Source organism: Jannaschia marina, assembly GCF_013404595.1.
Taxonomy (GTDB): Bacteria; Pseudomonadota; Alphaproteobacteria; order Rhodobacterales; family Rhodobacteraceae; genus Jannaschia; species Jannaschia marina.
This window is the reverse complement of sequence record NZ_JABVAX010000004.1, coordinates 161933-186896: the sequence shown is the minus strand read 5'-3', so window position 1 is coordinate 186896 and position 24964 is coordinate 161933. Positions and strand designations below refer to the sequence as shown.

The following is a 24964-nucleotide window of genomic DNA, read 5'->3' as shown; positions in this document are numbered from 1 at the left end:
CCGGACTCGGCTTGCATAGGTATGCAAGCATTCGTCGAGGCATGAATCAAGGGCTTTCCGTTGAACCGGCGGAGGCCCCCGCGCATTTAGCCCCGAGACGGAGGGCAACGTGGCGAAACCGACCGAAATCGTAGAGGCCCTCGAAGACAGCGTGGGCGACGACGATCGCGTCAACGTCGGTGACGTGAACGAGGAGCTGGGCCATCGCGGCATCGGCGCGTCGCTTACGGTGCCGGCGGTGCTCGAAATCACGCCGATCGGCGGCATCCCGGGCGTGCCCACCCTTCTGGCGTCGATCGTGGCGCTCATCGCCGTGCAGATCCTCATAGGCCGCGACCGATTCTGGCTGCCTGATGTTCTCGCCCGCCGCAGCATCGACCAGGATACCTTCTGCCGCGCGATCGGCCGGTTGCGCCCCCTCGCCCGCTGGGCCGACCGGCGGCTCGGGCGCCATCTGCCGCTCCTCGTCGACCCGCCGGCTCCGCGCGTGGCGGCAGTGGCGATCCTCGGGCTCTGCGCGACGGTGCCGGGGCTCGAACTCGTGCCCTTCGCCTCCTCGATCCCGATGGCGACCGTGGCGCTTTTCGGCGTGGCGCTGACGGTGCGGGACGGGCGGCTCATGGCGCTGGCCTGGGCGGGCTTCGCCGCCGCGCTCTGGGGGGCCTGGGCGCTCTGGCCCTGACGCTCAGAGCCCGCGCAGCCAGTCGGTCATGGCCGCAATCGCGCCCGGCGTGCCAGCCGGGCTCAGGATGTCGCCCGCGATGACGTGGGAATAGGGGTCGTCGTCGGGATGGACGTCGATTTCCCGGGTGGTCGCCGTCCCGCCCCATTCAGACGTGACGGCCCGGGTCGCCGCCGCGTCGACGACCTGATCGGCGGGCGCGTACCAGAAGAGCGCGGGCACCTCGGCCACGGCGTAGTCGAGCGCCGCCGCATGGTCGATGAGGGCCTGCATGGGCAGGAGCGCGCGGGTCGGATACTCGGTCGTCCAGTGCCGGGCGTGGCGCGCGTTGAGCGCCTCGAACGACCGCGTCTCGCCCGCGACGAGCGGGGCCCAGTGCCGCGCCGCCGGCATCGAGAGGAGCCGGGCCGCGGGGTTCACGACCCGGAAGTTCGGCGAGATGAAGATGACGCCGGCAAGATCGTCCCGGAGCGCCTCGAGCGCGGGCTCGGCGGCGAGAAGCGCGGCCAGCGTGCCGCCCGTCGACGTGCCGATGACGACCACCCGGTCGCCCAGCTTCTCGGCCACGGCCATCGCCTCGGCCAGATCCTCGACCCAGTCGCCGGCCTGCGGCTCGGCCATCGCGGCCCCGTCGCGCCCGTGCCCGGCAAGGCGCGTGTAGAAGACGTTGGCCCCGAGCTCCTCCCCGAGCCGGTCGGCAAGCGGCCGTGTCTCCCAGAGGGTGGCGGAGAAGCCGTGGAGATAGACGAGGACGAGATCGCTGCGGGTGCCCGGTGCACCGGCCCAGAGGACGCGCTTCGTGTGGTCGGGCGAAACGTCCGGCACCCGGCCCTCGCGGTCGGCGAGCCAGCCGTCCACGTCGTCGGGCACTGTTGCGGCATCGAAATCGACCCCGGTGTCGACCTCTTCGTATGGGCCGAAGATCCAGAGCCCGACGGCCAGAACCGCCAGCCCGCCGATCAGCCAACCGAAGCCCTTGAGCAGCCGTCGCATGTCGCGTCCTCCCCAACCGAAGTGACGCCCGCCGGGGCCCGCGCGTCAAGCCGGCAGACGCGCCAGCACCTCCGTGACGCTGCGGCGGATGAGCGCGAGGTCGTCGTCCGACGAAAACCGGTGGTCCGCCCCGCGCACCAGCGTCAGGCGGATGTCGTCGCAGGTCACGTGGTTGAGAAGCCGGAGCGCGGTAGCAGTGCTGACGGCCGCGTCCTCGGTCCCCTGCACCATCCGCACGGGAAACGGCAGCGGCAGCGGATCGCGCAGGACGAGCCGGTCGCGCCCCTCCTCGATGAGGCGACGGGTGATGATGTAGGGTTCGCCATAGTCCGAGGGCACGGCGGTCTGCCCCGCCTCCATCACCTCCGTCCGCTGCGCCTCGGAGAAGCCCGCCCAGTAGCCGTCTTCGGTGAAATCGGGCGCGGCGGCGATGGTGACGAGGCCGGCGACCCGCTCGGGGTGGTGCCGGGCGATCAGGAGCGCGATCCAGCCGCCCATCGAGGAGCCGACGATCACCTGCGGCCCCTCGGTCACCGCCGAGATGACGGCAAGCGCGTCCTCGTACCAGTCGCCGATGCAGCCCTCGGTGAAGGCACCGCTCGATTGCCCGTGGCCAGAATAATCGAGCCTGAGGAAGCTGCGCCCCTCGGCCCGCGCCCAGGTCTCGAGGTCGAGCGCCTTCGTCCCCTCCATGTCCGACTTGAAACCGCCGAGGAAGACGACCCCCGGCCCCTGCCCCGCGGTGTGGCGATAGGCGAGGTCGTTTCCGGCGCGGGCGATGGTGGACATGGGGCTCTCCTCGATCTGTCGGACGGCAGAACATCGTCCTTCGACCGGAGATGCAACGCGGTTCCGGGCGCGGGGTCCCCGCAATACGTGACCACCTAGTCACATGTCTTGACAGGTGACTATCGAGTCACCTATAAAAGTTGCATGGATTCGGTCTTCAAGGCCCTTGCCGACCCCCATCGGCGCGACCTTCTCGATGCCCTGCGTCGGGACGACGGACAGACGTTGTCCGAGCTCGAGGCGATGCTGCCGCTGACGCGGTTCGGGGTGGCCAAGCACCTGAGGGTGCTGGAGGACGCCGGGCTGGTGACACGGGTGAAACGCGGACGTTTCACCCATCACTACCTGAACGCCGTGCCGCTGACCGAAGCGTTGGCGCGTTGGATCGAACCCTACAACATGGCCCCCGCGATCCTGGGGGTCCTCGACCTCAAGGCTCGATTGGAGGGCACCACGATGATTGCGAAACCCGACTACGTTCTGCGGACCTACATCCGCTGCACCCAGGATGCGCTCTGGGACGCGCTGACCGAGGCGGATGCCGCCGCGAACTATCACCCCTTCACCCCCGAGGCCGTCCGCGACGGCGACGCGCTCGTCTACAAGCTGCCCGACGGGTCGGACATGCTGATCTGCCGCGAGACGGCGAAGACGCCCAAGACGCGCATCGAATCGGAGTTTGCGCCGAAGTGGGCCCCCGATATTCCCGTTTCGCGCTTCGTCTGGACGATCGAGCCGCAGGAGAACGCCTGCCAGCTCACGCTCGAGCACTATGACATTCCGCCGGGTGGCGAAGGCTATGCCGAGGGGTGGGAGCGGCTCGTCGCCGGGCTCAAGACCTGGCTCGAGACGGGGACGCCCACGCGCATCTCCGCGCCCCAGATGGAGGCCGGCCAATGACCCCCGAACTCTGGTGGATGACCTGCACCGCGCTGCTCGCGGCCTCTCTCTGGATCCCGTTCATCGTGGGTGTGAACACCGCGCCGGCGGGCACCTGGCCGGACGGGGCCGACCCCTTCGTCACGCCGATGGACCCGAACCTGCAGCGCCCGTGGGTCGCGCGCGCCTTCCGCGCGCATCTGAACCTGCTGGAGCAGTTCCTGCCGATGCTCGCGCTCGTGCTGATCGCCCATGTCGCCGGCGTCTCCACGGCGGTGACGGTCTGGGCGACGGGGCTCTTCTTCGGCCTGCGCGTTCTCCACGCGGTCGGAATGATCATCGGCACCCTGCGCTTCCCGGCGCGGCCGCTCGTCTTCACGGCGGGCTGGGCCTGCGTGCTGGCGGTCGGGGCGAGCATCCTGATCGCCGGCTGACGGACCCGGAGCGCGCCCCGGGCGTTGGGCCTCCGACAGATCCCGGAGGCCCGATATGCCGAAGACCCCACCCCACTCCGACCGCGACGCCCCGGTCCAGCCGATCCCCGACCGGCCGCACGCGCCCGGCGACCCGAAGGACAACGCCTTCGGAGAGAGCCGGGCCAAGCGGCAGCCGGACGGCGGCCAGACGCGCTACGACAAACCGGCCCGCGCGGCCGACGATTTCGCCATCGACGAGGCGCGCGACAAGCGGATCCGGGGAAACGAGGCCCCGAAGGACGTTGCCGATCCGGAGACCTGAGTGCCGGTTGCCATCTTCATCCTCGGGCTCGCCCCGAGGATCCCGCCCCCTGGCGCAGCAGAACGGCGGGAGATGGTCGGGTCACGCCCGACCATGACGACTGCCCGGCGTCAGTCGTCACCCCGCCCCCGGAACCCCTGCGCGACGACGAACTTCTCGGAGCTGTCCGACCGGCTGGCCCCGGGCTTCACGTTGGCGACCTTGGTGAAATGTGTCTTGAGCTGTTTCTGCAACGTGCCCTCGGCCCCGCCCGCCAGAACCTTCGCCACGAAGGTGCCGCCGGGGGCCAGCACATCGAAGGCGAGCTCCGCCGCGGCCTCGCAGAGCGCGATGATCCGGAGGTGATCGGTCTGCTTGTGGCCCGAGGACGCGGCCGCCATGTCCGACATGACCACGTCCGCCTCGCCGTCGAGCCACGCCTTGATGCGGTCGTCCGCCCCTTCGGAGAGGAAGTCGAGCACGTGGATCTCCGCCCCCGCGATCGGCTCCACCTCCTGCAGATCGACGCCGATGATGCGTCCCTGCGGCTTCTTCTCCGCCTCGCCGAGCGCGTTGATCCGGGGCGCGGCGACCTGGATCCAGCCGCCCGGCGCGCAGCCGAGGTCGACCACCCGTGCGCCCGGAACGAGGAAGCCGTATTTGTCGTCGAGTTCCATGATCTTGAAGGCCGCGCGGCCGCGATAGCCCTCGGCACGGGCGCGGGCGACGTAGGGGTCGTTGAGCTGCCGTTCGAGCCAGAGCTTCGACGACAGCTTCCGCCCCCGCGCCGTCTTCACCTTGACGGTGAGATCGCGGTAGCCGCGGCCCGAGGCCTTGCCGGACTTGATGCCCTTGGTGGGTTTCTTGACCATATCCGCGATCTAAAGCCCCCGCGCGCCGATCAAAAGCCTTCGTCAAAGCCTTTTGCCGGAGTTTTCGTCGAAAACTCCCGGAAGGCTCTTCCGCGAAGAGCCTTCAGAACGGTCCGTCGTCGAGAACCCCGTCCCCGGACATCTGCGCATAGAGCAGCCCCTCGCGCAGGCCCCGGTCCGCGACCGAGAGACGATCCGTCGGCCAGACCCGCAGGAGCGCCTGCAGGATCGCGGCGCCCGACATGATGAGCGCGTGGCGGTCGCGGCCGATCCGTGGATCGTTGCGCCGCCCGTCGGGCCCCTGCGCGAGATAGCCGCGGATCACCTTGTCGATCTGCTGCGTCGTCATGCGCAGCCCGTCGACCTTGTTGCGGTCGTAGCGGCGCAGGTTGAGGTGCGTGGCCGCCACGGTCGTCACCGTGCCCGAGGTGCCGATGATCTGGAAGCCGGGGTCGGCGTCGCCCTCGGCATCGGCATAGGGCGAGAACTCCGACAGGCATTCCTCGAAGTGCCACGACATGAGCGCGAAGCGCGCGGCGTCGTCGGTCACGTCGCGGAACTGGTCTTTGAGCGTGGCGACGCCGAGGGGGATCGAGATCCAGTCGACCACCTTCGCGCGGGGAAACGGATCGTCGCCCGTGCCCTGGAAACCGGCGTGCAGGCGCATGATCGCGCGCGCGCGGTCGTGGCGAGGCACGCGCGTCAGGTCGATCCAGACGAGCTCGGTCGAGCCGCCACCGATGTCGACCACGAGGAGTTGCTCGGTCTTCGCGGACACGAGGGGCGCGCAGGAGACGACGGCCAGACGCGCCTCCTCCTCGGGCTGGATGATCTCGAGCGGCAGCTCGGTCTCGCGGTGAACGAGGTCGATGAACTCGGTCGCGTTCGTGGCCCGGCGGCAGGCCTCGGTCGCGACGAGGCGCATCCGGCGGACGTCATGCGTCTCGAGCTTGCGCCGGCAGATCTTGAGCGCGCCGATGGTGCGCGCCATCGAGGAGCGCGAGAGCCGGCCCGACTGCTCGAGCCCGTTGCCGAGCTGGACCGATTTCGAGAAACTGTCGACGACGTGAAGCTGGCTGCCCTTGGGCTGGGCGATGAGCATCCGGCAGGAGTTCGTGCCGAGGTCGAGCGCCGCGTAGAGTTCGGCCGGGTCGGGCCGGTCGTCACGCGCCCGGGCATCGGGCTTCGGTCGCATCACGGGGGCGGGTCCGGCGATGCGCGGGGCACCGGCGTCGGACCTCGGCCCCCGGGCCGGGTCTTCCGGTGGCATCGCCGCCTCCGTGTTTTGGGTTGGGGGCAGGCTACAATTCGGAACCCCGCCGCACAAGCCACCTCATGTCCGACATGAGGGATTCGACGGCTTCGCCCCCTCGCCCGCCGCCACCGTCTCGCGTATTCCACAGGTGTCGCCATCAGAAGGCACGAAGTCGCCATCGGGACGTCAGGGCCGCATCCGCGCTCCTATATGTCTGGCAGAGTGCGAGGAGGGTCACATGGGTCAGGTTACGGTCGTCTACTGGCGGGACATTCCCGCGCAGGTCATCGCCGGCAAGGGCCGGCGCGCGGCCAAGGTGCAATTGTCCGAACGCTTCGAGCAGGCCATCGACCGCGCGGCGATGCGCTCGGGCGCGGCCGAGACCGATGCCTATCTCGCCGACTGGCGCAAGGTGCCCGAGGAGATCGAGGGCGCGGACGCCGAGATCGCAACGGCCCGGGCCGCTGAACTGGAGGCCGAGTGGACGCAGGACCGGCTGAAGACGGTCGCGCTGGCCGGAGGGCGGGAAGCATGAGCATCCTCGGGTTCCGCAAGTCCGCTGCACCTGCCCCGAAGGATGCCGCGCTCGCCGAATTCCTGCAGGGATTCTCGATCGAGGTGATGCCGCGCACCGCCGAGAAGGTCGAGGATTTCGCCACCATCCTGCCGCGCGGCACGCGGGTCTACATCGCCCATATCGACGGCACGCCGATCGACGAGATGGTGGCCACCGCCGCGCGCCTGCGGGCGGAGGGCATGGAGCCGATGCCTCATTTCCCGGCGCGCATCATCCTGGACCGCGCAACGCTGGCCGAATGGATCGCGCGTTACCGGGACGAAGCGGACGTAACGCAGGCGCTTCTGCTTGCTGGGGGTGTTCCCGAACCCGCAGGCGAGTTCGCCCATTCGATGCAGCTTTTGGAGAGCGAAGCCTTCGACGGCTTCAGCCGGCTCCACGTGGCCGGCCACCCCGAGGGCAACCGCGATATCGACCCGGACGGGAGCGTGAAGAACGTCTCGGAGGCCCTTCTGTGGAAACAGAAATTCTCCGAACGCACCGATGCCGAGATGGCCATCGCGACGCAGTTCTGCTTCGAGGCGGGCCCGGTGATCGACTGGGCCAAAGCGATCAAGGCGGCGGGCGTTAACCTGCCGGTGCACATCGGCGTCGCGGGCCCGGCGAAACTGCAGACGCTCATCAAATTCGCCATCGCCTGCGGCGTCGGGCCCTCGCTCCGCGTCCTGCAGAAGCGCGCGATGGACGTCACCAAACTGCTGCTGCCCTACGAGCCGACCGAGTTCCTCTCGGAGCTTGCGGCGCACAAGGCGGTCACGCCTGACTTCAACATCGCCTCCGTCCATGTTTTCCCGCTCGGCGGGATCAAGACCTCGGCGACCTGGCTCAAAGCCCATTCGAAGGATGAAGAATGACCCGCACCGTACTGGAATCGAAGACGAAGACCGTCGTCATCGGCTTTGACGAACCGTTCTGCGTCATCGGCGAGCGGATCAACCCGACCGGGCGCAAGAAGCTGGCCGCCGAGCTGGAGATGGACGATTTCTCGACCGTCGAGCGGGACGCGCTGGAGCAGGTCGCCTGCGGGGCGATGGTGCTGGACGTCAATTCCGGGGCAGTCTTCACCAACAAGATGGCGGAAGACCCGCGCTACGCCGACAACAACTTCGTCGAGCCCGCCCTGATGAAATCCCTCGTCGAGCGGGTGCAGGCCCTCGTCGACGTGCCGCTCTGCATCGACAGCTCGGTGTCCGGCGCGCTCGAGAACGGGTTGCAGGCGGCCGAGGGGCGCCCGCTCCTGAACTCCGTCACCGGCGAGGAGGAGCGGCTGGAGCTCGTCCTGCCACTCGTCAAGAAGTACAACGTGCCGGTCGTCGCGATCTCGAACGACGACACCGGCATTTCCGAGGATCCGGACGTGCGCTTCGCCGTGGCGAAGAAGATCGTGGAACGCGCCGCGGACCACGGCATCCCGGCCCACGACATCGTCGTCGACCCGCTGGTGATGCCCATCGGTGCCATGGCGACCGCCGGGCAGCAGGTCTTCACCCTCGTCCGCCGGCTGCGCGACGAACTGGGCGTGAACACGACCTGCGGTGCCTCGAACGTCAGCTTCGGCCTGCCGAACCGCCACGGCGTCAACGCCGCCTTCCTGCCCATGGCGATCGGGGCGGGCATGACGAGCGCGATCATGAACCCGGTGCGGGCGCAGGAGATGGAGGCGGTGAACGCCGCGAACCTCCTGATGAACCACGATCCGAACGGCGGCAAATGGATCGGCTTCACCCGCGTCCTCGACGCCGTGAAGGAGGGCGCGAGCTTCGCGGAGGCCGCGCGGGCCGCCGCCTCGGCGGGGTCGCGCACCGGCGGGCGTCGCGGGGGCCGCCGCCGCGCGTAACGATTTGGCAAGCATCGGATGCGAATGATGCGAGATGAGCTTTCTCGGACCCGTCCACACGAACGACGAATGGGTTGCGCAACTCTTCGGCGCGAAAGCCGCGTCGACGGGGGGCGTGGTGCGCCGAAAGGTACGCGACGTGGAGCGCAAGATCGGCCGGACGCGGCTGGAGCTGGAAGTGCGCCAACGCGGCTTTCGCCTGATCGAGGCCGGCGACCAGTTCATCGTCATCTGCACCCGGGCGCCCATGCAGGTCATCGTCTGACACAGCAGATCCTTCGGGAAGGATCTGCGGGCCGCGGAATATTCGGGAATATTCCGCCGGGCGGGGCGCGATGAGCGATCATCACGTCATCTTCATGCCCTCGGGCAAGCGCGGGCGTTTCGCGACCGGCACGCCCGTGCTGACGGCAGCGCGGCAGCTCGGCGTGGATCTCGATTCGGTCTGCGGCGGGCGGGGGATCTGCTCGAAATGCCAGGTCGCGCCGGGGCGTGGCGACTTCCCGAAACTCGGTATCAGCGTGCGTGCGGATGCGCTCTCAGAGGTGAACGCGGTCGAGAGGCGCTACGACGAGAAGCGCGGGCTCGCGCCGGGGCGGCGGCTCGGCTGCCAAGCGACGGTGCAGGGCGACGTGGTGATCGACGTGCCGCCCGAAAGCCAGGTGCACCGGCAGGTCGTGCGCAAGGAGGCGCGGGGGGCGCCGATCCGGATGGACCCGGCCACGCGGCTGCATGTGGTCACGGTCGAGGAGCCAGACATGGATGCGCCATCCGGCGACCTGGAGCGCCTGCAGGCAGCGTTGAAGACGGAATGGAACGTCGACGCGCCGACCCTGCCCCTGCCCCTCCTCGGGCGGTTGCAGAAGGTTCTTCGTGCCGGAAAATGGCAGATCACGGTCGCCGTGAACCACGAGGAAAACCGGATCGCCGGTCTCTGGCCCGGTCTTCGCGAGGATCCCGTCGTCGGCCTCGCAATCGACCTCGGCTCCACGACCATTGCCGCGCATCTCTGCGACCTCTCGACCGGCGAAGTGCGCGCCTCGGGCGGGGTGATGAACCCGCAGATCCGCTTTGGCGAGGACCTGATGAGCCGCGTCTCCTACGCGATGATGAACCCCGGCGGCGACGCCGAGATGACGCGGGCCGTGCGCGAGGCGCTCGACGCCCTGACGAGGGAGCTGGCGGCGGAGGCCGGCGTCGCGGCGGACGACATCCTCGAGGCGGTCATCGTCTGCAACCCGGTGATGCATCATCTCCTCCTGGGCGTGGACCCGGTGGAGCTCGGCCAATCGCCCTTCGCCCTCGCCACCTCCGACGCGCTGCGGCTCGGCGCGGCGGAGATCGGGCTCGAGGCCATGGCGGCGGGGGCGCGGGTCTACGTGCTGCCGTGCATCGCGGGGCATGTCGGCGCGGATGCGGCGGCGGTCGCTCTGGCACAGGGGCCCGACCGCGACACGCCGATGACGCTCATCGTCGACGTGGGCACGAACGCGGAAATCCTGCTCGGCAACCGGGCGCGTCTGCTGGCCTGTTCCTCACCCACCGGCCCGGCCTTCGAGGGGGCGCAGATCAGCGCGGGGCAGCGCGCGGCCCCGGGCGCGATCGAGCGGGTGCGCATCGACCCCGACACGAAAGAGCCGCGCTTTCGCGTGATCGGGTCCGAGCTCTGGTCCGACGATCCGGGCTTCGCCGAGGCGACGGCTGCGACGGGCGTGACCGGCATCTGCGGCTCGGGCATCATCGAGGCGGTGGCCGAGATGCGGCTGGCCGGCATCCTCGATGCGACCGGCCTCATCGGCTCGGCGGCGCAGGTCGGCACGGACCGCTGCGCGGCAGATGGGCGGACGCACGCCTACCGGCTCTGGTCCGACGGCGACCGGGACATCCGCGTCACGCAGGGCGACATCCGCGCGATCCAGCTGGCGAAATCGGCGCTCTACGCGGGCGCACGGCTCCTGATGGACGAGGCGGGGGTCGAGACGCTCGACCAGGTGACGCTCGCCGGGGCCTTCGGCGCGCATATCTCGCCCCGCCACGCGATAGTGCTCGGCATGATCCCCGATGCGCCGCTCGACCGCGTGACGAGCGCGGGCAACGCCGCGGGGCACGGCGCGCGCATGGCGCTCTGCGACCGGGGCGCGCGGGCGCATATCGAGGGGCTTGTGCGGCGGATCGAGAAGGTCGAGACGGCCGTCGCCCCCCGCTTTCAGGAGCATTTCGTCGCGGCGAACGCCATCCCGCACGCGACGGCCTCCTTCCCGCATCTGGCGGGCGAGGTGACGCTGCCGGACGTGAGCTGGAATGTAGCGACGACGGGACGGCGGCGGCGGCGCTCAAGCTAGTGCTACCCTCCTCGGGCGAGACCCGAGGATCTGCCGGTCGGAGAGATGGTCGGGTCGGGCCCGACCATGACATGTCAGACCCCGAGCCGGATTATCTCCCCGCCCGCGGCCTCCGCGTCGGCGGCGTCGTGGGTGACCATCAGCACCGGGATCTCCGCCGCCCGGGCACGCGCGAAGACAAGCTGGCGGATCTGGTCGCGGCGGTCGGTATCGAGCTTGGAGAAGGGCTCGTCGAGCAGAAGCGCGCAGGGCTTCGACAGGAGCGTGCGCATGAGCGCCACGCGCGCCGCCTGCCCGCCCGAGAGCGTGGCCGGATCGCGCGGGCCGTAGCCGTCGAGCCCGATCTCGGCGAGCGCGGCCTCCACGGCCGCGCGCCGCTCGGCCCGCGTGCCGCCGCGCGGCAGGCCGAAGGCGAGGTTGGTGGCGACGTCGAGATGGGGAAAGAGGAGCGGATCCTGATAGAGGATGCCGACGTGCCGCGCCTCGGGCGCGAGGCCGGTCAGGTCGCGCCCGTCAAGGAGGACGCGCCCCGTCGCGCGGAAGGCCGGCGCGAGGTCGCCCATCACGACGCTCAGCAGCGTGGACTTGCCCGACCCCGACGGCCCCATGAGCGTGAGCACCGCCCCCGGGGCGACATGGGCGTCGATCGCGAGCAGGGTCTCGCCCCCGCGCGTGATGCGCAGGCCCTCGATCCGAAGGCCCCTATCCATGGCGCATCCCCCGGCGGTTGCGGTACAGGATTGCGGGCAGCAGGAGCGCCAGCGCAAACGGCAGGAGCGCGGCGAGCGCCTGCCCCAGCCCCCAGACGCCGATCGCCCTCCGGTTGCCGCCCGAGGCAAGCGCCACGGCCTCGGTCACCATGGTCGTCACCCGCCCGCCGCCGAGGAGGAGCGTTGTGAGATACTGCCCCACCGAGACCGCCATGCCGACGGCCACCGCCGTCAGGATGGGGCCGATCAGCATCGGTAGTCGCAGTCGCCAGAGGACCCGGTTGCGCGAGGCCCCGAGGCCCGTGGCGACCTGGGCGAAGCGCGGGTCCCAGGCGTGGAAAGGCCCCGAGAGCGACAGGAAGACGTAGGGGAGCACGAAGACGACATGTCCGAGGAGGACGAGCCAGAGGGATGGCCCGATCCCGAGGGAGAGCGGCAGGAGTTGCAGCCCCGGCAGGAACGTCACCTGCGGGATGAGGAGCGGCAGGTAGAGAAGCCAGAGCGCGCGCTGCCCGGCGGTGAGGCCGTGTCGCACCTCGGCTTCGAGACAACCGATGACGAGGACGAGCGAGACGAGCGTGGCGGCAACGGCGAGGAGCATCGTATCGCCCGCGGTGGCGAGCATCTCGGGGCCGAAGCGGTTCCAGCTGCGCAGGGTCAGCCCCTCCGGCAGGAGGTCGGGGAACGTCCAGCGCGCGGCGACGGACCAGACGGCGAGCGCGGCGAGCCCGAGGAGGACCATCACCGCCGACACGGTGGCAAGGCCCAGCCCCGTGCCGCGGGCCGCGCGCTCCGGCAGGCCGTGGCCCGACCAGACCCAGGCGCGGCCGAGGCGGGCCAAGACATGCTCTCCCGCGATCCAGGCGGCGAGGACGGCGAGCGTCGCCGCGAAGAGGATCAGCCCCCCGGCGGCGGCGACGGCGCGGGTCGAGAGATCCGGGTCGGTCATCCAGCGGGTGATCTGCACCGAGAGCGTGCTGGGGGTCGTCGGCCCGAGGATGACGGCCACGTCGACATTGGTGACCCCGAAGACGAGGACGACGAGCACCGGCAGGCGCACCTGCGCATAGACTCCGGGGAAGATCGTCTTGAGCCAGCCCGCGACGCGCCCCTGCCCGAGGCTGCGCGCGACGGCGAGGCGGCTGCCGGCCTGCACCTGCCCGAGCGCGGCGAGCATCATCAGAAGGAGGAACGGTAGCTCCTTCGCGACGAGGCCGGCGGCGAGCGACAGGCCGAACGGGTCCCCCAGGATCAGCAGGTCCGGCGGCCGCTCCCACCCGAGGAGCGTGGCCGGCGCGCGCATCAGCCAGCCCGAGGGGGCGACGACGAAGGCGAGGCCGAGCGCGGCCGCGGCATGGGGCACGGCGAGGAGCGGCGAGAGGGCGCGTTCGAGCCAGGCGAAAGGCCGCGTGCCGTGCCAGCCGGCGAGGATCAGCGTGGCGAGGCCGAGGGCTCCCAGCGTCGAGAGCACGCCGGAGAAGACCGAGACACCGAGCGCGCGGGTCAGACCGGGCCAGTCGAGCGCGCGGCTGAACGGCATGTCCGCGCCGGGCACGAGATAGCCGAAGGCGGGCAACACCGCGCCGATCAGCCCGACCAGCACCGGCCCGGCGAGGACCAGCGTGGTCAGGAGGGGAAGCGGGCGCAGCAAGGCGTGGCGTCAGTCGGCCACGCCATAGCGCGCGACCCAATCGGCGGCGAGGCGCGTGGCCCAGGTCGGATGCGGCTCGGGCAGGACGGTCCCGAGTTCCTCTGGCGAGAGGGTGGCGATGCCGAGATCCAGCTCCGCGAAGGCGGCGCGGTCCTCCTCGGAGAGCTTCTCCATGTCGAGCACGGTGCCATAGCCCAGGATGTCGGGCGTCTGCGCGCGCAGTTGCGCCGCGGGCGACAGGAGGATGTCGGCGACGACCATGGCGCCGGCATGGGCATTGGCGTTGACGGGGATGGCGACGAAGCTCGCGTTGCCGAGGGTGCCGCCTTCGAGCACGTAGGTCCGCACGCTCTCGGGCAGTTCGAAGTTCTCGATCGCAGTCGTCGCCTCGCCGGGCGAGAAGCTCAGCGCGATGTCGACCTCGCCGTCGTTGATGAGCTGGAACTGGCGCGGCCCGGTCTCGGGGTAGGCCCGCCCCTGCCGCCAGAGGAGCGGTTCGAGCTGGTCGAGGTAGTCCCAGAGGATGCCGGTGACCTCCTCGTAGTCGTCGCCGACCGGGTCCTGCAGGCGCGCGGTGTCGTCGGTCAGCTCGATGAGCATCTGCTTGAGGAAGGTCGTCCCGAGAAAGTCGGGTGGCTGCGGAAAGGTGAAGCGGCCCGGGTTTTCATGCGCCCATTGCAGGAGTTTCGCCGCCGAGGCGGGCGGCGTCTCGACGTCGGCGCTGTCGTAGACGAAGACGAGCTGCGCCATGGCCCAGGGGCTCTCGTAGCCCTGGGTGGGCACGGTGAAATCCGTCTCGACGGTCTTGTCCTCGGTGTCGACGTAGCGCCAGTTCGGCAGGTGCTGCGCGAAGGGCCCGAAGAGCAGCCCGGCCTCCTTCATCGAGGCGAAATTGGCCCCGTTGATCCAGATGAGATCGACCGAGCCGCCGCTCTCGATCCCGCTCTGCAATTCGTTCAGCACGACGCCGACCGCATCGGCCGTGTCGGTGAGCTTCACGTGGCGCAGGTCGACGCCCTCTTCCGCCGCCTGCTCACCAATCCAGGCGATGAAGTCGTTCGTCGCGGTCGAGCCGCCCCAGGCGTGCCAGTAGACGGTCTGCCCCCGTGCAGCCGTGCTTACTGCCGCCCAGTCGGTCGGGTCGGGTGCGGTCTGGGCCGTGGCCGGGGCGGAGAGTGCCAGTGCGGCGAGGAGGGAGAGGGCGAGACGCATGGAGCTACTTTCAGGTCAGGATATGGCGGGCATTGGCGACGCGGGCGACGGCGGTGAAGAGGCAGAGGGCTCCGAATGCCCAGGCCAGCGGCGCGAACCAGGCCGGGAGGAGGCAGAGGAGGACGAAGAAGAAGATCGTCTCCGTCCCTTCGAGCAGGCCGGCGGAATAGTAGAATGATTTGACGCCCTGCGCCGAGGTTTCGAGCCCCCGTTTCTCGGCCATGATCGAATAGCCGAGAAAGCTCGCCCCGTTGACGTAGAACGACAGCAGCAGGAAGGCCGCCGGAAGCGCGTTCGCCGGGTCGAGGAGCGCGAAGGCGAAGGGGACCGCGCCGTAGAAGGCGAAGTCGCACCAGATGTCGAGATAGCCGCCGAAGTCGGTCGTGCGCGTGGCCCGGGCCACCGCCCCGTCGAGCCCGTCGAGGAGGCGAGAGGCCAAAAGCGGCAGGAGCGCCCAGCCCGGGGCCCCGAGCGCGATGATCGCAGCCGCCAGCAGCCCGAGTGCGAAACCCGCCATCGTCACGCCATTGGCCGTCCAGCCGGCCCGCGCCAGCACAGCGCCGAGACGGTTCAGCGGCGGGTCGATGAGCGGGCGGGCGAAGCGGTCGAGCATGGGGTCCCTGGGCCGTGGCGCGGTTTTCTGCGCTCTGCCTGCGCGGCACGGGTGCGCGCAAGGCACAAGCCCGTGAGGTTAAACGCGACTCGCCTCAGGGCTGCAAGTGCAACCGCCCCATGACGATGCCCGAGGCCCCGGCCAGCAGGGCCGCCGTGGCCAGCGCCAGTGGCAAGCCGCCGATCTGATAGGTGAGCCCCGAGAGCGCCGTGCCGAGAAGGCGGCCAGCCGCGTTGGCCATGTAGTAGAAGCCGACGTCCATCGTCACCCGCCCCGCGCCCGCGAAGTCGAGAATGAGGAACGAATGGAGCGCGGAGTTCACCGCGAAGACGGCCCCGAACACCATGAGACCCGCGAGGACGGGCCAGCCGGCCTGCGGCGCGAGAAGCGCGGCGGCGGTCAGGACGACCGAGACCCCCGCCAGGGCAAAGACCCAGCCGCGCGCCCGCGCCGCCGTGCCCGCCCCGAGGCGGGGGGCGGTGGCCTGCACCGCGCCGTAGAAGATGATCCAGGCGGCCATGAAACCGCCCGTCAGGAAGAAGGCGCGATCCTCGTCGAGGCCTTGCGTCAGGTAGCCCGCGAGCCAGATCGGCAGCGCGACCACGAACCACACGTCGCGCGCCGCGAAGAGGAAGAGCCGGGCGAGCGACAGCGCGTTGATGCGGGCGTCCTTGCTGAAGACCTGCGCGAATTTCGTGTCCTTCACCCGCGCCGTGAGCCCCGTGGGCAGGAAGAGCAGGATGGCGGCGAGGATCACACCGAGACCCGTCGCCATGGCCCAGAGCGACGAAGCGAAGCCGATGGTGCCCAGAAGCGCCGCGCCGAGGAAGAAACCCGCGCCCTTGACCGCGTTCTTCGAGCCGGTCAGCGCAGCGACCCAGGTATAGAGCCGCGCCCCCTGCCCCGCCGGCAGGAGAAGCTTCACCGCGGATTTCGAGGCGGTCTTCGTCAGGTCTTTCGCGACGCCCGAGGCGCCCTGCACCGCCATGACGAAGACGACAGAGGCGACGAGGCTCCATGCCGGATCGAGTTGCGTGAGCGCGACGAGCGCGGCGATCTGGAGCGCGAGCCCGACGATGAGCGTCGAGGCGAGGCCGAAGCGCGCGGCGAGCCATCCGGCGACGAGGTTGGTGACGATGCCCGCCACCTCGTAGAGCAGGAAGAGCCAGGCGAGCGTGAGCGGCGAGAAACCGAGCGAATGGAAGTGCAGGAGTACCAGCATCCTGAGCGCCCCGTCGGTCAGCATGAAGGCCCAGTAGGCCGCCGTGACCGCCGCGTAGCCGCGCAGCGATGTCACGCCGCGATCATCCGCGCGATGTCGGCGAGGCGCACGGCATAGCCGAACTCGTTGTCGTACCAGGCGTAGAGCTTCAGGTGCGTGTCCTGCACCACCACCGTCGAAGGGCCGTCGACGACGGTCGAGCGGCGCTCGTTCAAGAAGTCCGAGCTGACGAGCGGCCGGTCCTCTAGACCGAGGATCCCGGCCATCGTCCCGGCTTCGGCGGCGCGGAAGGCGTCGTTCACCGCCTCCGCCGTGACGGGCACCGCCATCTCGAAGGCGCAGTCGGTGAGCGACGCATTGAGGAGCGGGACGCGCACCGCGTGGCCCATGAGCCGGCCTTCGAGGTCGGGGAAGATGTCCATGATCGCCTTGGCCGATCCGGTGGTCGTCGGCACGAGGTTCGTGAGCGCCGACCGCGCGCGGCGCGGATCCTTGTGGGGCCGGTCGACCATGGTCTGGGTGTTGGTGACGTCATGGATCGTGGTGAAGCTGCCGTGGCGGATGCCGAAGGCCTCGCGCAGCACGGCGATGACGGGGGCGAGGCAGTTCGTCGTGCAACTCGCCGCGGTCACCAGCCGCTGGGAGCCGTCGTAGCGGTCGTGGTTGACGCCGTAGACGAGGTTCAGCGCCTCCTCCGACTTGACCGGGGCGGAAACGAGCACCTTCTCGACGCCCGCCCCCCAGTAGGGTTCGATCTTCGCGGGCGTCTTGAAGACCCCGGTGCAGTCGAGAACCATGTCGACGCCGTCGAGCGGCAGATCCTCGATCCGCCGATGCGCGGTGAAGGGCAAAGACATATCGCCCAGATGCAGCCTGTCGCCCTCGGCCCGGCACGCGCGGTCCCAGCGGCCGTGGACGCTGTCGAATTCCATCAGGAGCGCGTGCTGCGCCGCGTCGCCCATCGCGTCGTTCACGCCGACGATCTCGACGCCGCCCGGCCGCTCCAGCAGATCGCGCAGCGCCAGTTTGCCGATGCGCCCGAGACCGTTCACGAAAACCTTCATGTCACCCCCTGTCTTACTGCGCCGCCCATAGGAAGGTTGCGTAACACTTCCATGACACTTTCCAACCCGCCCGCCGCGGTGTAGCGAGCCTGCGTGCGGAAGCGTGGCCGAGTGGTCGAAGGCACCGGTCTTGAAAACCGGCAGGCGTGAAAGCGTCTCGTGGGTTCGAATCCCACCGCTTCTGCCAGGAACTGCCCACCTCTCGGTGGGAGCGGCTGACGTCTGATATACCCTACCCCGGGACGGGCGACGCGAGGATGCGCCCTTCGAAGACATCGACGAGGCCCACATCGCTGAGGCGCGGGCCGGCGTTGCAGACGAGCGACGCGCCGAAGAGAGCCTTGAAGACGAGGTAGGGCGGCACCCAGTCGACCCGTTCGTCGAGCGCCGCGCGGACATCGGCGAAGCGCGCCGCCACCTCCTCGAGCGGCGCCTCGCCCACGAGACCCGCCAGCGGCAACGCCAGATGCGCCAGCACCCGCCCGCCGCCCGCGACGCAGAGACCGCCCTGCGTGGCCCGGACGGTGTTGGCGGCGAGCGCCATGTCGGCAGGGTCGCGGCCGAAGACCGTCAGGTTGTGGCTGTCGTGCGAGACCGTCGTGGCGAAGGCGCCGCGCCAGGTGCCCCAGTTCTCCAGGAAGGCGACGCGCGGGGGGGTGCGGCGGCCGTAGCGGTTGACGATCGCCATGCGGATCATGTCGTCGGGCAGGACGAGCCGGCCGTCCGCCACGTCGACCTCCCGCTCGCCCCAGACCGGGAAGCGGGGTTTCGACAGGGTCGCGATCCGGGCCTTCGGGGGTGCGGCCGGGACTTCGAAGTCGTCCGCGGTCAGCCGCGCGACGACAACCGAGGCGCGAAGGGCGGGGGGCGGCGCGACGTCGGGGGCCGGCACGGTCAGGTGGCCCGCCTCAGCGACGAGCCGCCCGTCCGCGATGACATGGGCCGCCCTTGCCTCTTCGAGATCGTCGAGGAGGACGATGTCCGCGCGCCGGCCGGGGGCCACGAGGCCGAGGTCGCGTCGCCCGATGCAGGTGGCTGCGTTCAGCGTGGCGGCCCGGTAGGCCCAGGCGGGCGGCAGGCCGTGCCCGATCATCGTGCGGACCATGTGGTCGAGCCCGCCCTGATGCAGCAGGTCGTCGGGGAAGACGTCGTCGGTGCAGAAGGTCACCGTCTGCGGCAGGTGGCCGAGGTCGAGGAGGACGGCGGCGAACTCCGGCAGAAGATGCCCGTGGGATCCGCGCAGTTCGACGGTGAGGCCCGCTTCGAGCCGGGCCAGCAGGTCGTCGCCCGAGGACAGCTCGTGGTCCGTCTCGACGCCGGCGGACGCATAGGCGGCCAGGGCACCGTCCGTCAGGCCGCGGGCGTGGCCGCAGACGCGCTTGCCGCTGGCGAGGCCGGCGTTGACGATGCCGGTCACCCGCGGGTCGCCGGCGAGCAGGGGCTGCATCGTCATCAGCTCGGCCGCGCCGTGGATTTCGGGGCGGGCGAGAAGGTCGGAGAGGACGTCGGGGCCGAAATCGCCGCCGGAGGTCTCGTATCCGGGGGCGGAGGGCACGCAGGTCGGCGCGAGCGTGAGGAGCCGGAGCGGCAGGTCGCGGCCGGCGGCGATGGCGTGGTCGACGCCCGGCAGGCCGCAGGCATTGGCGAATTCGTGGGGATCCCAGACGGCGGTCGTGACGCCGCGCGGCACCACGGCCCGGGCGTATTCCGCGGGCGTCACCATCGAGCTTTCGACGTGCATGTGGGTGTCGATCAGGCCCGGCACGGCATGGCGGCCGCCGGCGTCGATGCGCAGGCGGCAGTCGCGGTGCGCCCCGTGCGCGTGAACGCTTGCCACGAGGCCGCCGACGAGGCCGATGTCGACCGTCCTTTCCCGCCCGGTGACCATGTCGAGAAGCCGGGCTCCGGCGACGAGCGTGTCGAAGGGGTCGAGACCCTGTGCGGCGCTCACCGCGCGGGCACGCAGGGCAGGTGCATTCAGGTCGGTCTCACGGGCCATGGAGGGCCTCCCGTTTCAGAGCGTCGAGACAGATGCGGGCGAGATCGCCCGCCGCGCGGGTCGCCAGCCGCGTGCCGGTGCCGGGCGCGGGGGAGATCGACGTGGCGCCGTAGTCCGGTCCGCGTCCGGTCGAGACCTCGATCTTGCAGGGCGTGAACCCGATCCGGTCGGGGGCCGCGAGCGCGAGCGCCGCCAGCGGGTCGTAGATCGCCATGCCGGTGCGCCCGCGCGCGAGCGCGATGTCGAGATACCCGCCGAGCAGGTCGCGCGTCAGCGGGTCGGTTTCGGGGAGATCGCCCGCGCCGAAGGCGACCCCGCGGCAGAAGGTGAGGTCGACCACGTCGAGGGCGAGGCCGGCCCCGAGGACGCAGGCGAGGGCCTCCGCGTCCGCGACGGCGTTGAACTCCGCGCGGGGGGTGTGGTTGCCCGCGCCGGCGCTGCCGCCCATCCAGACGAGCCGCGAGATGCGGGGGAGCGCCTCGGGGTGCCGTTGCACCAGCCGTGCGATGTTGGTCAGGGGGCCGAGCGCCAGGACCGGCCGCGCGTCGTCCCCGTCGGCGCAGAGCCAGTCGCGCAGGGCCCCGACGGCCCCGTCCCTCAGGCCCGCGGTGTCGACCCGCGGCAGGTGCCGGCCGCGGCTGCGCATTCCGCGTGGTCCGAGGATCCGTTCGGCGGTCTCCTGCGATCGTGCCAGGGGCCGTGCCGCGCCCGCCCAGACCGGCCAGTCGAATCCGTAGGCCTGTTTCGCGCCGAGGGCGTTCGCCGCGACCTGCGCCATCGCCGCGTTGCCCGCCACGAGCGAGACGCCGGCGACGGGCCGACCCAGGTGGCGCAGCAGCAGGAGCGCCCAGAGGTCGTCGAAACCGAAGTCCGTATCGACCCAGACCCCGCTCACGCGGCCAACGGGCGGGCTGTGGCCTGCGGAAGGTCGAAGGCGATGTCGCGTCCCAGGGGTACCTCGGCGGTGTCGATCGGCGCGTTCGCCTTGATCCGGCCGAGGGGGCAGTCGATCACGTATTCCCGATGGCCGCCGGCGAAGCTGCTGGCGGTGACGCGCCCCGAATGCGGCCCCGCGCCGACGGCGACGCCGTCCGGGCGCCACGCGAGGATGGGGCTGTCGGTCGGATACCCGAGCGGAAGGCGACCCGTCTCCGAGACGAGGTCGGGGCCCTCGACGCCGAAGATGTTCTCGAAGCCCATGAAATCGGCCGCGAACCGGGTCGCGGGTTCGGCATAGAGCTCGGCGGGCGGCCCCGACTGTTCGATCCGGCCGTCCTTCATCAGGACGATGCGATCGGCGAGCGCGAGCGCCTCGGACTGATCGTGGGTCACGAAGACCATCGTGATCCCGGTGTCCTTCTGCACGCGCTGCAATTCGTTGCGCATGTCGAGCCGGAGGCGCGCGTCGAGGTTCGAGAGCGGCTCGTCGAGCAGGAGAACCTTGGGCTCCATCACGAGCGACCGGGCCAGGGCGAGGCGCTGTTGCTGACCGCCCGACATCTCGGCCGGCCGGCGGCCCTCGAAGCCGGTCAGTCCGACGGTGGCCATCCCGGCCTCGGCCCTCGCCCGGATCTCGGCCTCGGGCCGTTTGCGCAGGCGCAGGCCGAAGGCGACGTTCTCGAAGGCACTGAGGTGGGGAAAGAGCGCATAGGACTGGAAGACGAGCCCGATCCCGCGTTTGTTGGCCGGCGTCCGCGTCACGTCCTCCCCGTCGATGACGATGCGGCCGCGCGCGGGCGTCAGCAGCCCGGCGATCGCGCGCATCGTGGTCGTCTTGCCGCAGCCCGACGGCCCAAGCAGCGCGATCAGCTCGCCCTCGGCGATGTCGAGATCGAGATCGGGGACGGCCACCGTCTCTCCGTAGGAGAGCGTCAGGCCGGCGAGGGAGACGAAAGCGTCAGACATAGCGAGAGAACCCCAGAAGCCTTTCGGCGAGAAAGACGATGGCGACGGACATGAAGGCGAGAAGGGCCGAGAGCGCGGCCACGGAGGGATCGAAGGTGATCTCCATGTAGGACAGCATGTCGATGGGCAGCGTGCGCACGCCCGGCCCCGACAGGAAGAGCGAGGCGGGCACCTCGTTGAAACTCGCCACGAAGCCCAGGATGAAGGCGGCGAGGATGCCGCCCCGGATGTTGGGCAGCACGACCTTGGTGAAGGCCTGCAGCCGCGTGCAGCCGAGGATCACCGCCGCCTCCTCCATGTCGGCGCGCAGGTTGTTGAGGCTCGAGGAGACGACACGCACCGCGTAGGGCAGGACCAGCGCGGTATGGGTGACGAAGAGCGCGAGGGTGATCGTCACGTTCAACGGCACGACGAAATAGCGCAGCAGGGCGAGGCCGACGATGATGCCCGGCACGATGATGGGCGCGGCGACGATCGTGCGGATGGTCTCGGCGCCCGGCAGGTCGTAGCGGTTCAGCGCATAGGCCGCCGGGATCCCGATCAGGAGCGCGGCGAGGGTGCCGAAGACGGCGAGGAACATCGACAGCGCGAAGCTCGCCCGGAAGCTCTCGACGGTGAAGACCTTGGCGTACCACTTGAGCGACAGCCCCTGCGGCGGGAAGGCGAGGGCTTCGCCTGCGGACAGGCCCGCGAAGATGACGATCAGGAACGGCCCGATCAGGAAGGTGAGCGTGGCGGCGAGGATGAGCCAGGTCGCGAGGCGTGACATGGGCGGGCTACCTCCGGACCGAGGCGACGCGCTTGAGCGCGAGGTTGGCGGAGAAGCACATCACGATCAGGATCATCGCGATGACGCTGGCGGAGACGAAGTCGTTGGAGACGTTGACCTTCTGGTAAAGCAGGGTCTCCAGCATCAGGACCTTGGAGCCGCCGAGGATCGCCGGTGTGATATAGGCGGTGAGCGCCCCGGTGAAGACCAGGGTTCCGCCGATCACCAGCCCCTCCTTCGTCAGCGGCAGGATGATGCGGACGAAGACCTGAAGCCAGCTTGCACCGAGCACGCGGGCGGCGGGGACGACGTCCTTCGGGATGTTTTCCATCGAGGAGACGAGCGAAATGATCATCAGCGGCAGAAAGAGCTGAAGCAGCCCGATGAAGACCGCGGTTTCGGTGAAGAGCAGCCGGAGGGGCGTGTCGGACAGGCCGAGACCGACGACGACGTCGTTCACGATCCCGGTGCGCCCGAGGATCACGATCCAGGCGTAGGTGCGTGCCACCGGCGAGATCATCAGCGGCAGGACGACGAGCCCGAAGATGCGCCCGCGCGAGGCGGGCGGCAGGTTCACGATGCAGAAGGCGGCCAGATACCCGATCACCGCCGAGGTCAGCGCGACGAGGACGCCGAGTTTCAGCGTCCGCAGGAACACCGCGCGGTTCAGGGGCTGGGCGAAGAAGTCGAGGTAGCCCCGCAGGCTGAGCGCGCCGTCCTCGTTCTGGAAGGCGACCGACAGCAGGATGCCCACGGGCACGAGGAAGACGAGGAAGGTGAAGAGGGCCGCGGGCAGCGCGAGCGCCAGACCTTCGGAGCGGTTGAGAAACATCCGGTTGTCCTCTCGTGCCGGCGCCCGTGCCCGTGGCCCGCTTCAGCGGATGACCTCGGCGTTCCATTGCTCGACCCAGGCGTTGCGGTTCGCGATGATGGCGTCCGGTGCGAGGATGTTGAGCGAATTGATGAGATCGGCCCCGTAGGTGAGGTTCTCGGCGACCTCGTCGCTGACCACGACCTCCGCGTTGGCGGGGCTGTCGATCAGCGCCTCGGCGATGCGGGTCTGCACCTCGGTCGAAAGCCAGTAGTCCATCAGCTGGTAGGCCAGCTCCTCGTTGCCGTTGTCGGCCGTCAGGATCATCACGTTCATGCCGCCGGCCTGGCCCTCGGCGGGCTCCGCCCAGGCGAAGGGCAGCGGGGAGCTCTTGAACCGGCTCCAGGCGAAGCGGCCGACGGGTGCGGCGATGACCTCCTCCTGGTTCATCAGCTGCGCGAGCTCGGAGGAGCGGGAGTAGAAGGTGACGATGTCGTCCGCCTCCTCCCCGACGGCCGTGATCGTGCCGGAGAAATCGCTGCCGTCCCCGCCGGCGGCCTTGTCGAGCATCATCAGCGTGAGCGGCCCCTGGGTGCCGGTGATGTTGGGCAGCGCCACGTTGCCGGCCAGATCGTCGCCCAGGAGGTCGGCCCAGCTGTCGATGTCGATCAGATCCTCGCGGTAGACGATGGAGCTTGCGTAGAACGTGTAGCCGACGGCCATGTTGTCGCCGAGCGGATCCCGGGCCGCGGGATAGAGCTTGTCGAAGTTCGACAGCCGCGACGGGTCGATCGGCTGCAGCAGGCCCTTCTCCGCGAGGCTGAGGGCGTCGTGGGCGGAGATGACCGCGAGGTCGATCACCGGATCGGCGGCATTGGCCTCGACCTTGGCCATGCGCTCCACGGAATTGCCCGTCTCGATCACGAGCTCGCAGCCGCAGATCTCCTCGAAGGGGTCGTAGAGCGCCTCCTTGTAGGCGTCCTGGGCGAAGGAATAGACGGAGATCGTCAGCGTCTCCTGCGCGGCGGCAGCGGTTGCGACGAGCGCGGCGGAGAAGGTCAGGGCGGCGAGGCTCTTGGTCATCGGGAAGGTCTCCTTTGGGCGGGGTGGTTCGGGATGGAGGTGGATTGCCGGACGACGAGCCGCATCGGCACGGTCTCGCCCTCCCGGGGGTGCGTGCCGCCCCGGATCTTGGTCGAGATGATGTCGATGGCGCGGGCGGCGATCTCGTCGACGTTCTGCGCGACGGTGGTGAGCGCGGGGTGCATGATTGGCGCGAAGCTCATGTCGTCGAACCCGGTCAGGCTGACCTGATCCGGGGCCGGGATCTGCGCGCGCATGAGTTCGGAGCGGACCCGCAGGGCGATCAGGTCGGAGGTCGTCAGGATCGCGGTCGCGCCGGCCTGGACCTCCGCGACGGCGCGTTCGATGCCGGCGTCGCCCCACATGATGCGGGCGTCGACCGTCGGCGGCAGCGCCCGCGTCATTCCGGCGATACGATCCTGCTGGACCTCGGAGACGGCGTCTCCGCCGAGGATGACGACCCGGCGATGCCCGATGTCGGCGATGTGCCGGGCGACGAGCGCCCCGCCGCCGGCATGATCGGCCGAGACGGAATTGGCGGGATCGGAGGCCGTGTTGATGACGGCGACCGGGACGGGCATCGGCTCGGGCGTGGTGCCCTTCTGCGGGACGATCAGAAGCCCGTCGACGCCCCGGTCGAGCAGCCGCCGGAGCGCCTCGGTCTGCTCCTGCGGGCTGCCGCGCGAGTCGGCGATCAGGATGCCGAATTTGCGCGTGTCGGCGGCGATGGAGAGCATTTGCGCGATGCGGGGGAAGAGCGGATTCGTCAGGTCCGGCATGACGAGCCCGAGGATCCCGGTCTGGCCGGTCTTGAGCGCGCGTGCGACCGTGCTGGGGCGGTAGCCGAGCTCTTCGGCCCGGGAGCGGATCCGCGCGACCATCTGCTCGGAGACGCGCCCCTTGCCCGTCAGGGCGTTCGAGACGGTCGCCGTCGACACACCGATATCCTGCGCGATCTTCTTGATACTGACCATCGGACCCT

Annotated in this window: 26 protein-coding genes and 1 tRNA gene; 10 read left to right on the top strand and 17 right to left on the bottom strand. The window is 70.0% G+C overall.

Annotation, left to right across the window (positions count from 1 at the left end):
* The first annotated feature begins 109 nt into the window (after positions 1–109).
* Entirely contained in the window at positions 110–682 is a 573-nt protein-coding gene (locus tag HSX43_RS09655; protein ID WP_179379915.1) for an exopolysaccharide biosynthesis protein, read from the top strand.
* 3 nt (positions 683–685) lie between these two features.
* Here the strand turns inward: HSX43_RS09655 and HSX43_RS09650 are convergent, their stop codons facing one another.
* Together HSX43_RS09650 and HSX43_RS09645 are read right to left on the bottom strand one after the other, a co-directional pair.
* Positions 686–1675 carry an alpha/beta hydrolase gene (locus HSX43_RS09650; RefSeq protein WP_179379914.1) on the bottom strand — a complete coding sequence of 330 codons (990 nt, stop codon included), beginning with the start codon at positions 1673–1675 and terminating at the stop codon, positions 686–688.
* A 45-nt stretch (positions 1676–1720) separates the two neighbouring features.
* Entirely contained in the window at positions 1721–2464 is a 744-nt protein-coding gene (locus HSX43_RS09645; protein WP_179379913.1) for an alpha/beta hydrolase, read from the bottom strand.
* Positions 2465–2608: 144 nt separating this feature from the next.
* On the opposite strand from HSX43_RS09645, the gene HSX43_RS09640 reads away from it, so the two are divergent.
* The 3 genes from HSX43_RS09640 to HSX43_RS09630 are packed head-to-tail and all read left to right on the top strand — an operon-like array spanning position 2609 to position 4081.
* A complete protein-coding gene (locus HSX43_RS09640; RefSeq protein WP_179379912.1) occupies positions 2609–3364 on the top strand; it encodes an ArsR/SmtB family transcription factor in 756 nt (251 codons plus the stop codon).
* Positions 3361–3777 (top strand): MAPEG family protein, encoded by a 417-nt coding sequence (locus tag HSX43_RS09635; protein ID WP_179379911.1) that lies wholly within the window; start codon positions 3361–3363, stop codon positions 3775–3777. The genes HSX43_RS09640 and HSX43_RS09635 overlap by 4 nt, the downstream gene beginning before the upstream one ends.
* A 55-nt stretch (positions 3778–3832) precedes the next feature.
* Complete coding sequence (locus HSX43_RS09630; protein ID WP_179379910.1) at positions 3833–4081, top strand: hypothetical protein; 249 nt, start codon at positions 3833–3835, stop codon at positions 4079–4081.
* Between the two features lie 110 nt (positions 4082–4191).
* Here the strand turns inward: HSX43_RS09630 and HSX43_RS09625 are convergent, their stop codons facing one another.
* Both HSX43_RS09625 and HSX43_RS09620 read right to left on the bottom strand, forming a co-directional pair.
* Complete coding sequence (locus HSX43_RS09625; RefSeq protein ID WP_179379909.1) at positions 4192–4932, bottom strand: RlmE family RNA methyltransferase; 741 nt, start codon at positions 4930–4932, stop codon at positions 4192–4194.
* 103 nt (positions 4933–5035) lie between these two features.
* Positions 5036–6202, bottom strand: coding sequence for a Ppx/GppA phosphatase family protein (locus tag HSX43_RS09620; RefSeq protein ID WP_407929371.1), 1167 nt, complete (start codon positions 6200–6202; stop codon positions 5036–5038).
* Positions 6203–6425: 223 nt separating this feature from the next.
* On the opposite strand from HSX43_RS09620, the gene HSX43_RS09615 reads away from it, so the two are divergent.
* The 5 genes from HSX43_RS09615 to HSX43_RS09595 all read left to right on the top strand — a co-directional run bounded on the left by HSX43_RS09615 (position 6426) and on the right by HSX43_RS09595 (position 10943).
* Entirely contained in the window at positions 6426–6722 is a 297-nt protein-coding gene (locus tag HSX43_RS09615; RefSeq protein ID WP_179379908.1) for a virulence factor, read from the top strand.
* Positions 6719–7618 carry a methylenetetrahydrofolate reductase gene (locus HSX43_RS09610; RefSeq protein ID WP_179379907.1) on the top strand — a complete coding sequence of 300 codons (900 nt, stop codon included), beginning with the start codon at positions 6719–6721 and terminating at the stop codon, positions 7616–7618. Before HSX43_RS09615 ends, HSX43_RS09610 begins: the two co-directional genes overlap by 4 nt.
* Positions 7615–8601 (top strand): methyltetrahydrofolate cobalamin methyltransferase, encoded by a 987-nt coding sequence (locus tag HSX43_RS09605; protein ID WP_179379906.1) that lies wholly within the window; start codon positions 7615–7617, stop codon positions 8599–8601. The genes HSX43_RS09610 and HSX43_RS09605 overlap by 4 nt, the downstream gene beginning before the upstream one ends.
* A 34-nt stretch (positions 8602–8635) precedes the next feature.
* The gene (locus HSX43_RS09600; protein WP_179379905.1) at positions 8636–8866 is read left to right on the top strand and encodes an N-(5'-phosphoribosyl)anthranilate isomerase; all 231 of its coding nucleotides are present in this window, start codon (positions 8636–8638) and stop codon (positions 8864–8866) included.
* A gap of 70 nt (positions 8867–8936) precedes the next feature.
* Positions 8937–10943, top strand: coding sequence for an ASKHA domain-containing protein (locus tag HSX43_RS09595; protein WP_179379904.1), 2007 nt, complete (start codon positions 8937–8939; stop codon positions 10941–10943).
* A 74-nt stretch (positions 10944–11017) separates the two neighbouring features.
* Here HSX43_RS09595 and HSX43_RS09590 read toward each other — a convergent pair whose 3' ends face one another.
* The 6 genes from HSX43_RS09590 to HSX43_RS09565 form a co-directional block, all read right to left on the bottom strand.
* On the bottom strand, positions 11018–11653 hold the full coding sequence (locus HSX43_RS09590) for an ATP-binding cassette domain-containing protein (RefSeq protein ID WP_179379903.1): 636 nt from the start codon (positions 11651–11653) through the stop codon (positions 11018–11020).
* Entirely contained in the window at positions 11646–13304 is a 1659-nt protein-coding gene (locus tag HSX43_RS09585) for an ABC transporter permease (protein ID WP_179379902.1), read from the bottom strand. Before HSX43_RS09585 ends, HSX43_RS09590 begins: the two co-directional genes overlap by 8 nt.
* A gap of 9 nt (positions 13305–13313) precedes the next feature.
* Positions 13314–14516 (bottom strand): ABC transporter substrate-binding protein, encoded by a 1203-nt coding sequence (locus HSX43_RS09580; RefSeq protein WP_179379901.1) that lies wholly within the window; start codon positions 14514–14516, stop codon positions 13314–13316.
* Positions 14517–14526: 10 nt separating this feature from the next.
* Positions 14527–15129 carry a CDP-alcohol phosphatidyltransferase family protein gene (locus HSX43_RS09575; RefSeq protein WP_179379900.1) on the bottom strand — a complete coding sequence of 201 codons (603 nt, stop codon included), beginning with the start codon at positions 15127–15129 and terminating at the stop codon, positions 14527–14529.
* A 94-nt stretch (positions 15130–15223) separates the two neighbouring features.
* Entirely contained in the window at positions 15224–16426 is a 1203-nt protein-coding gene (gene arsJ, locus HSX43_RS09570) for an organoarsenical effux MFS transporter ArsJ (protein WP_328795248.1), read from the bottom strand.
* Entirely contained in the window at positions 16423–17415 is a 993-nt protein-coding gene (locus tag HSX43_RS09565; protein WP_179379899.1) for an ArsJ-associated glyceraldehyde-3-phosphate dehydrogenase, read from the bottom strand. The genes arsJ and HSX43_RS09565 overlap by 4 nt, the downstream gene beginning before the upstream one ends.
* 97 nt (positions 17416–17512) lie before the next feature.
* Between HSX43_RS09565 and HSX43_RS09560 the strand changes: the two genes are divergently transcribed.
* Positions 17513–17602 (top strand) — tRNA-Ser (locus tag HSX43_RS09560).
* 45 nt (positions 17603–17647) lie between these two features.
* Here the strand turns inward: HSX43_RS09560 and HSX43_RS09555 are convergent.
* The 7 genes from HSX43_RS09555 to HSX43_RS09525 are packed head-to-tail and all read right to left on the bottom strand — an operon-like array spanning position 17648 to position 24920.
* Complete coding sequence (locus HSX43_RS09555) at positions 17648–19414, bottom strand: adenine deaminase (protein ID WP_179379898.1); 1767 nt, start codon at positions 19412–19414, stop codon at positions 17648–17650.
* Entirely contained in the window at positions 19404–20309 is a 906-nt protein-coding gene (locus HSX43_RS09550; protein WP_179379897.1) for a nucleoside hydrolase, read from the bottom strand. Before HSX43_RS09550 ends, HSX43_RS09555 begins: the two co-directional genes overlap by 11 nt.
* On the bottom strand, positions 20306–21319 hold the full coding sequence (locus HSX43_RS09545; protein ID WP_179379896.1) for an ABC transporter ATP-binding protein: 1014 nt from the start codon (positions 21317–21319) through the stop codon (positions 20306–20308). Before HSX43_RS09545 ends, HSX43_RS09550 begins: the two co-directional genes overlap by 4 nt.
* A complete protein-coding gene (locus HSX43_RS09540; RefSeq protein ID WP_179379895.1) occupies positions 21312–22088 on the bottom strand; it encodes an ABC transporter permease in 777 nt (258 codons plus the stop codon). Before HSX43_RS09540 ends, HSX43_RS09545 begins: the two co-directional genes overlap by 8 nt.
* Before the next feature lie 7 nt (positions 22089–22095).
* Complete coding sequence (locus HSX43_RS09535) at positions 22096–22920, bottom strand: ABC transporter permease (RefSeq protein WP_179379894.1); 825 nt, start codon at positions 22918–22920, stop codon at positions 22096–22098.
* A gap of 42 nt (positions 22921–22962) precedes the next feature.
* Complete coding sequence (locus HSX43_RS09530; RefSeq protein WP_179379893.1) at positions 22963–23982, bottom strand: extracellular solute-binding protein; 1020 nt, start codon at positions 23980–23982, stop codon at positions 22963–22965.
* Positions 23979–24920: a LacI family DNA-binding transcriptional regulator gene (locus HSX43_RS09525; RefSeq protein ID WP_407929374.1), complete on the bottom strand. Its 942-nt coding sequence runs from the start codon at positions 24918–24920 to the stop codon at positions 23979–23981. The genes HSX43_RS09530 and HSX43_RS09525 overlap by 4 nt, the downstream gene beginning before the upstream one ends.
* Positions 24921–24964: the final 44 nt, after the last annotated feature.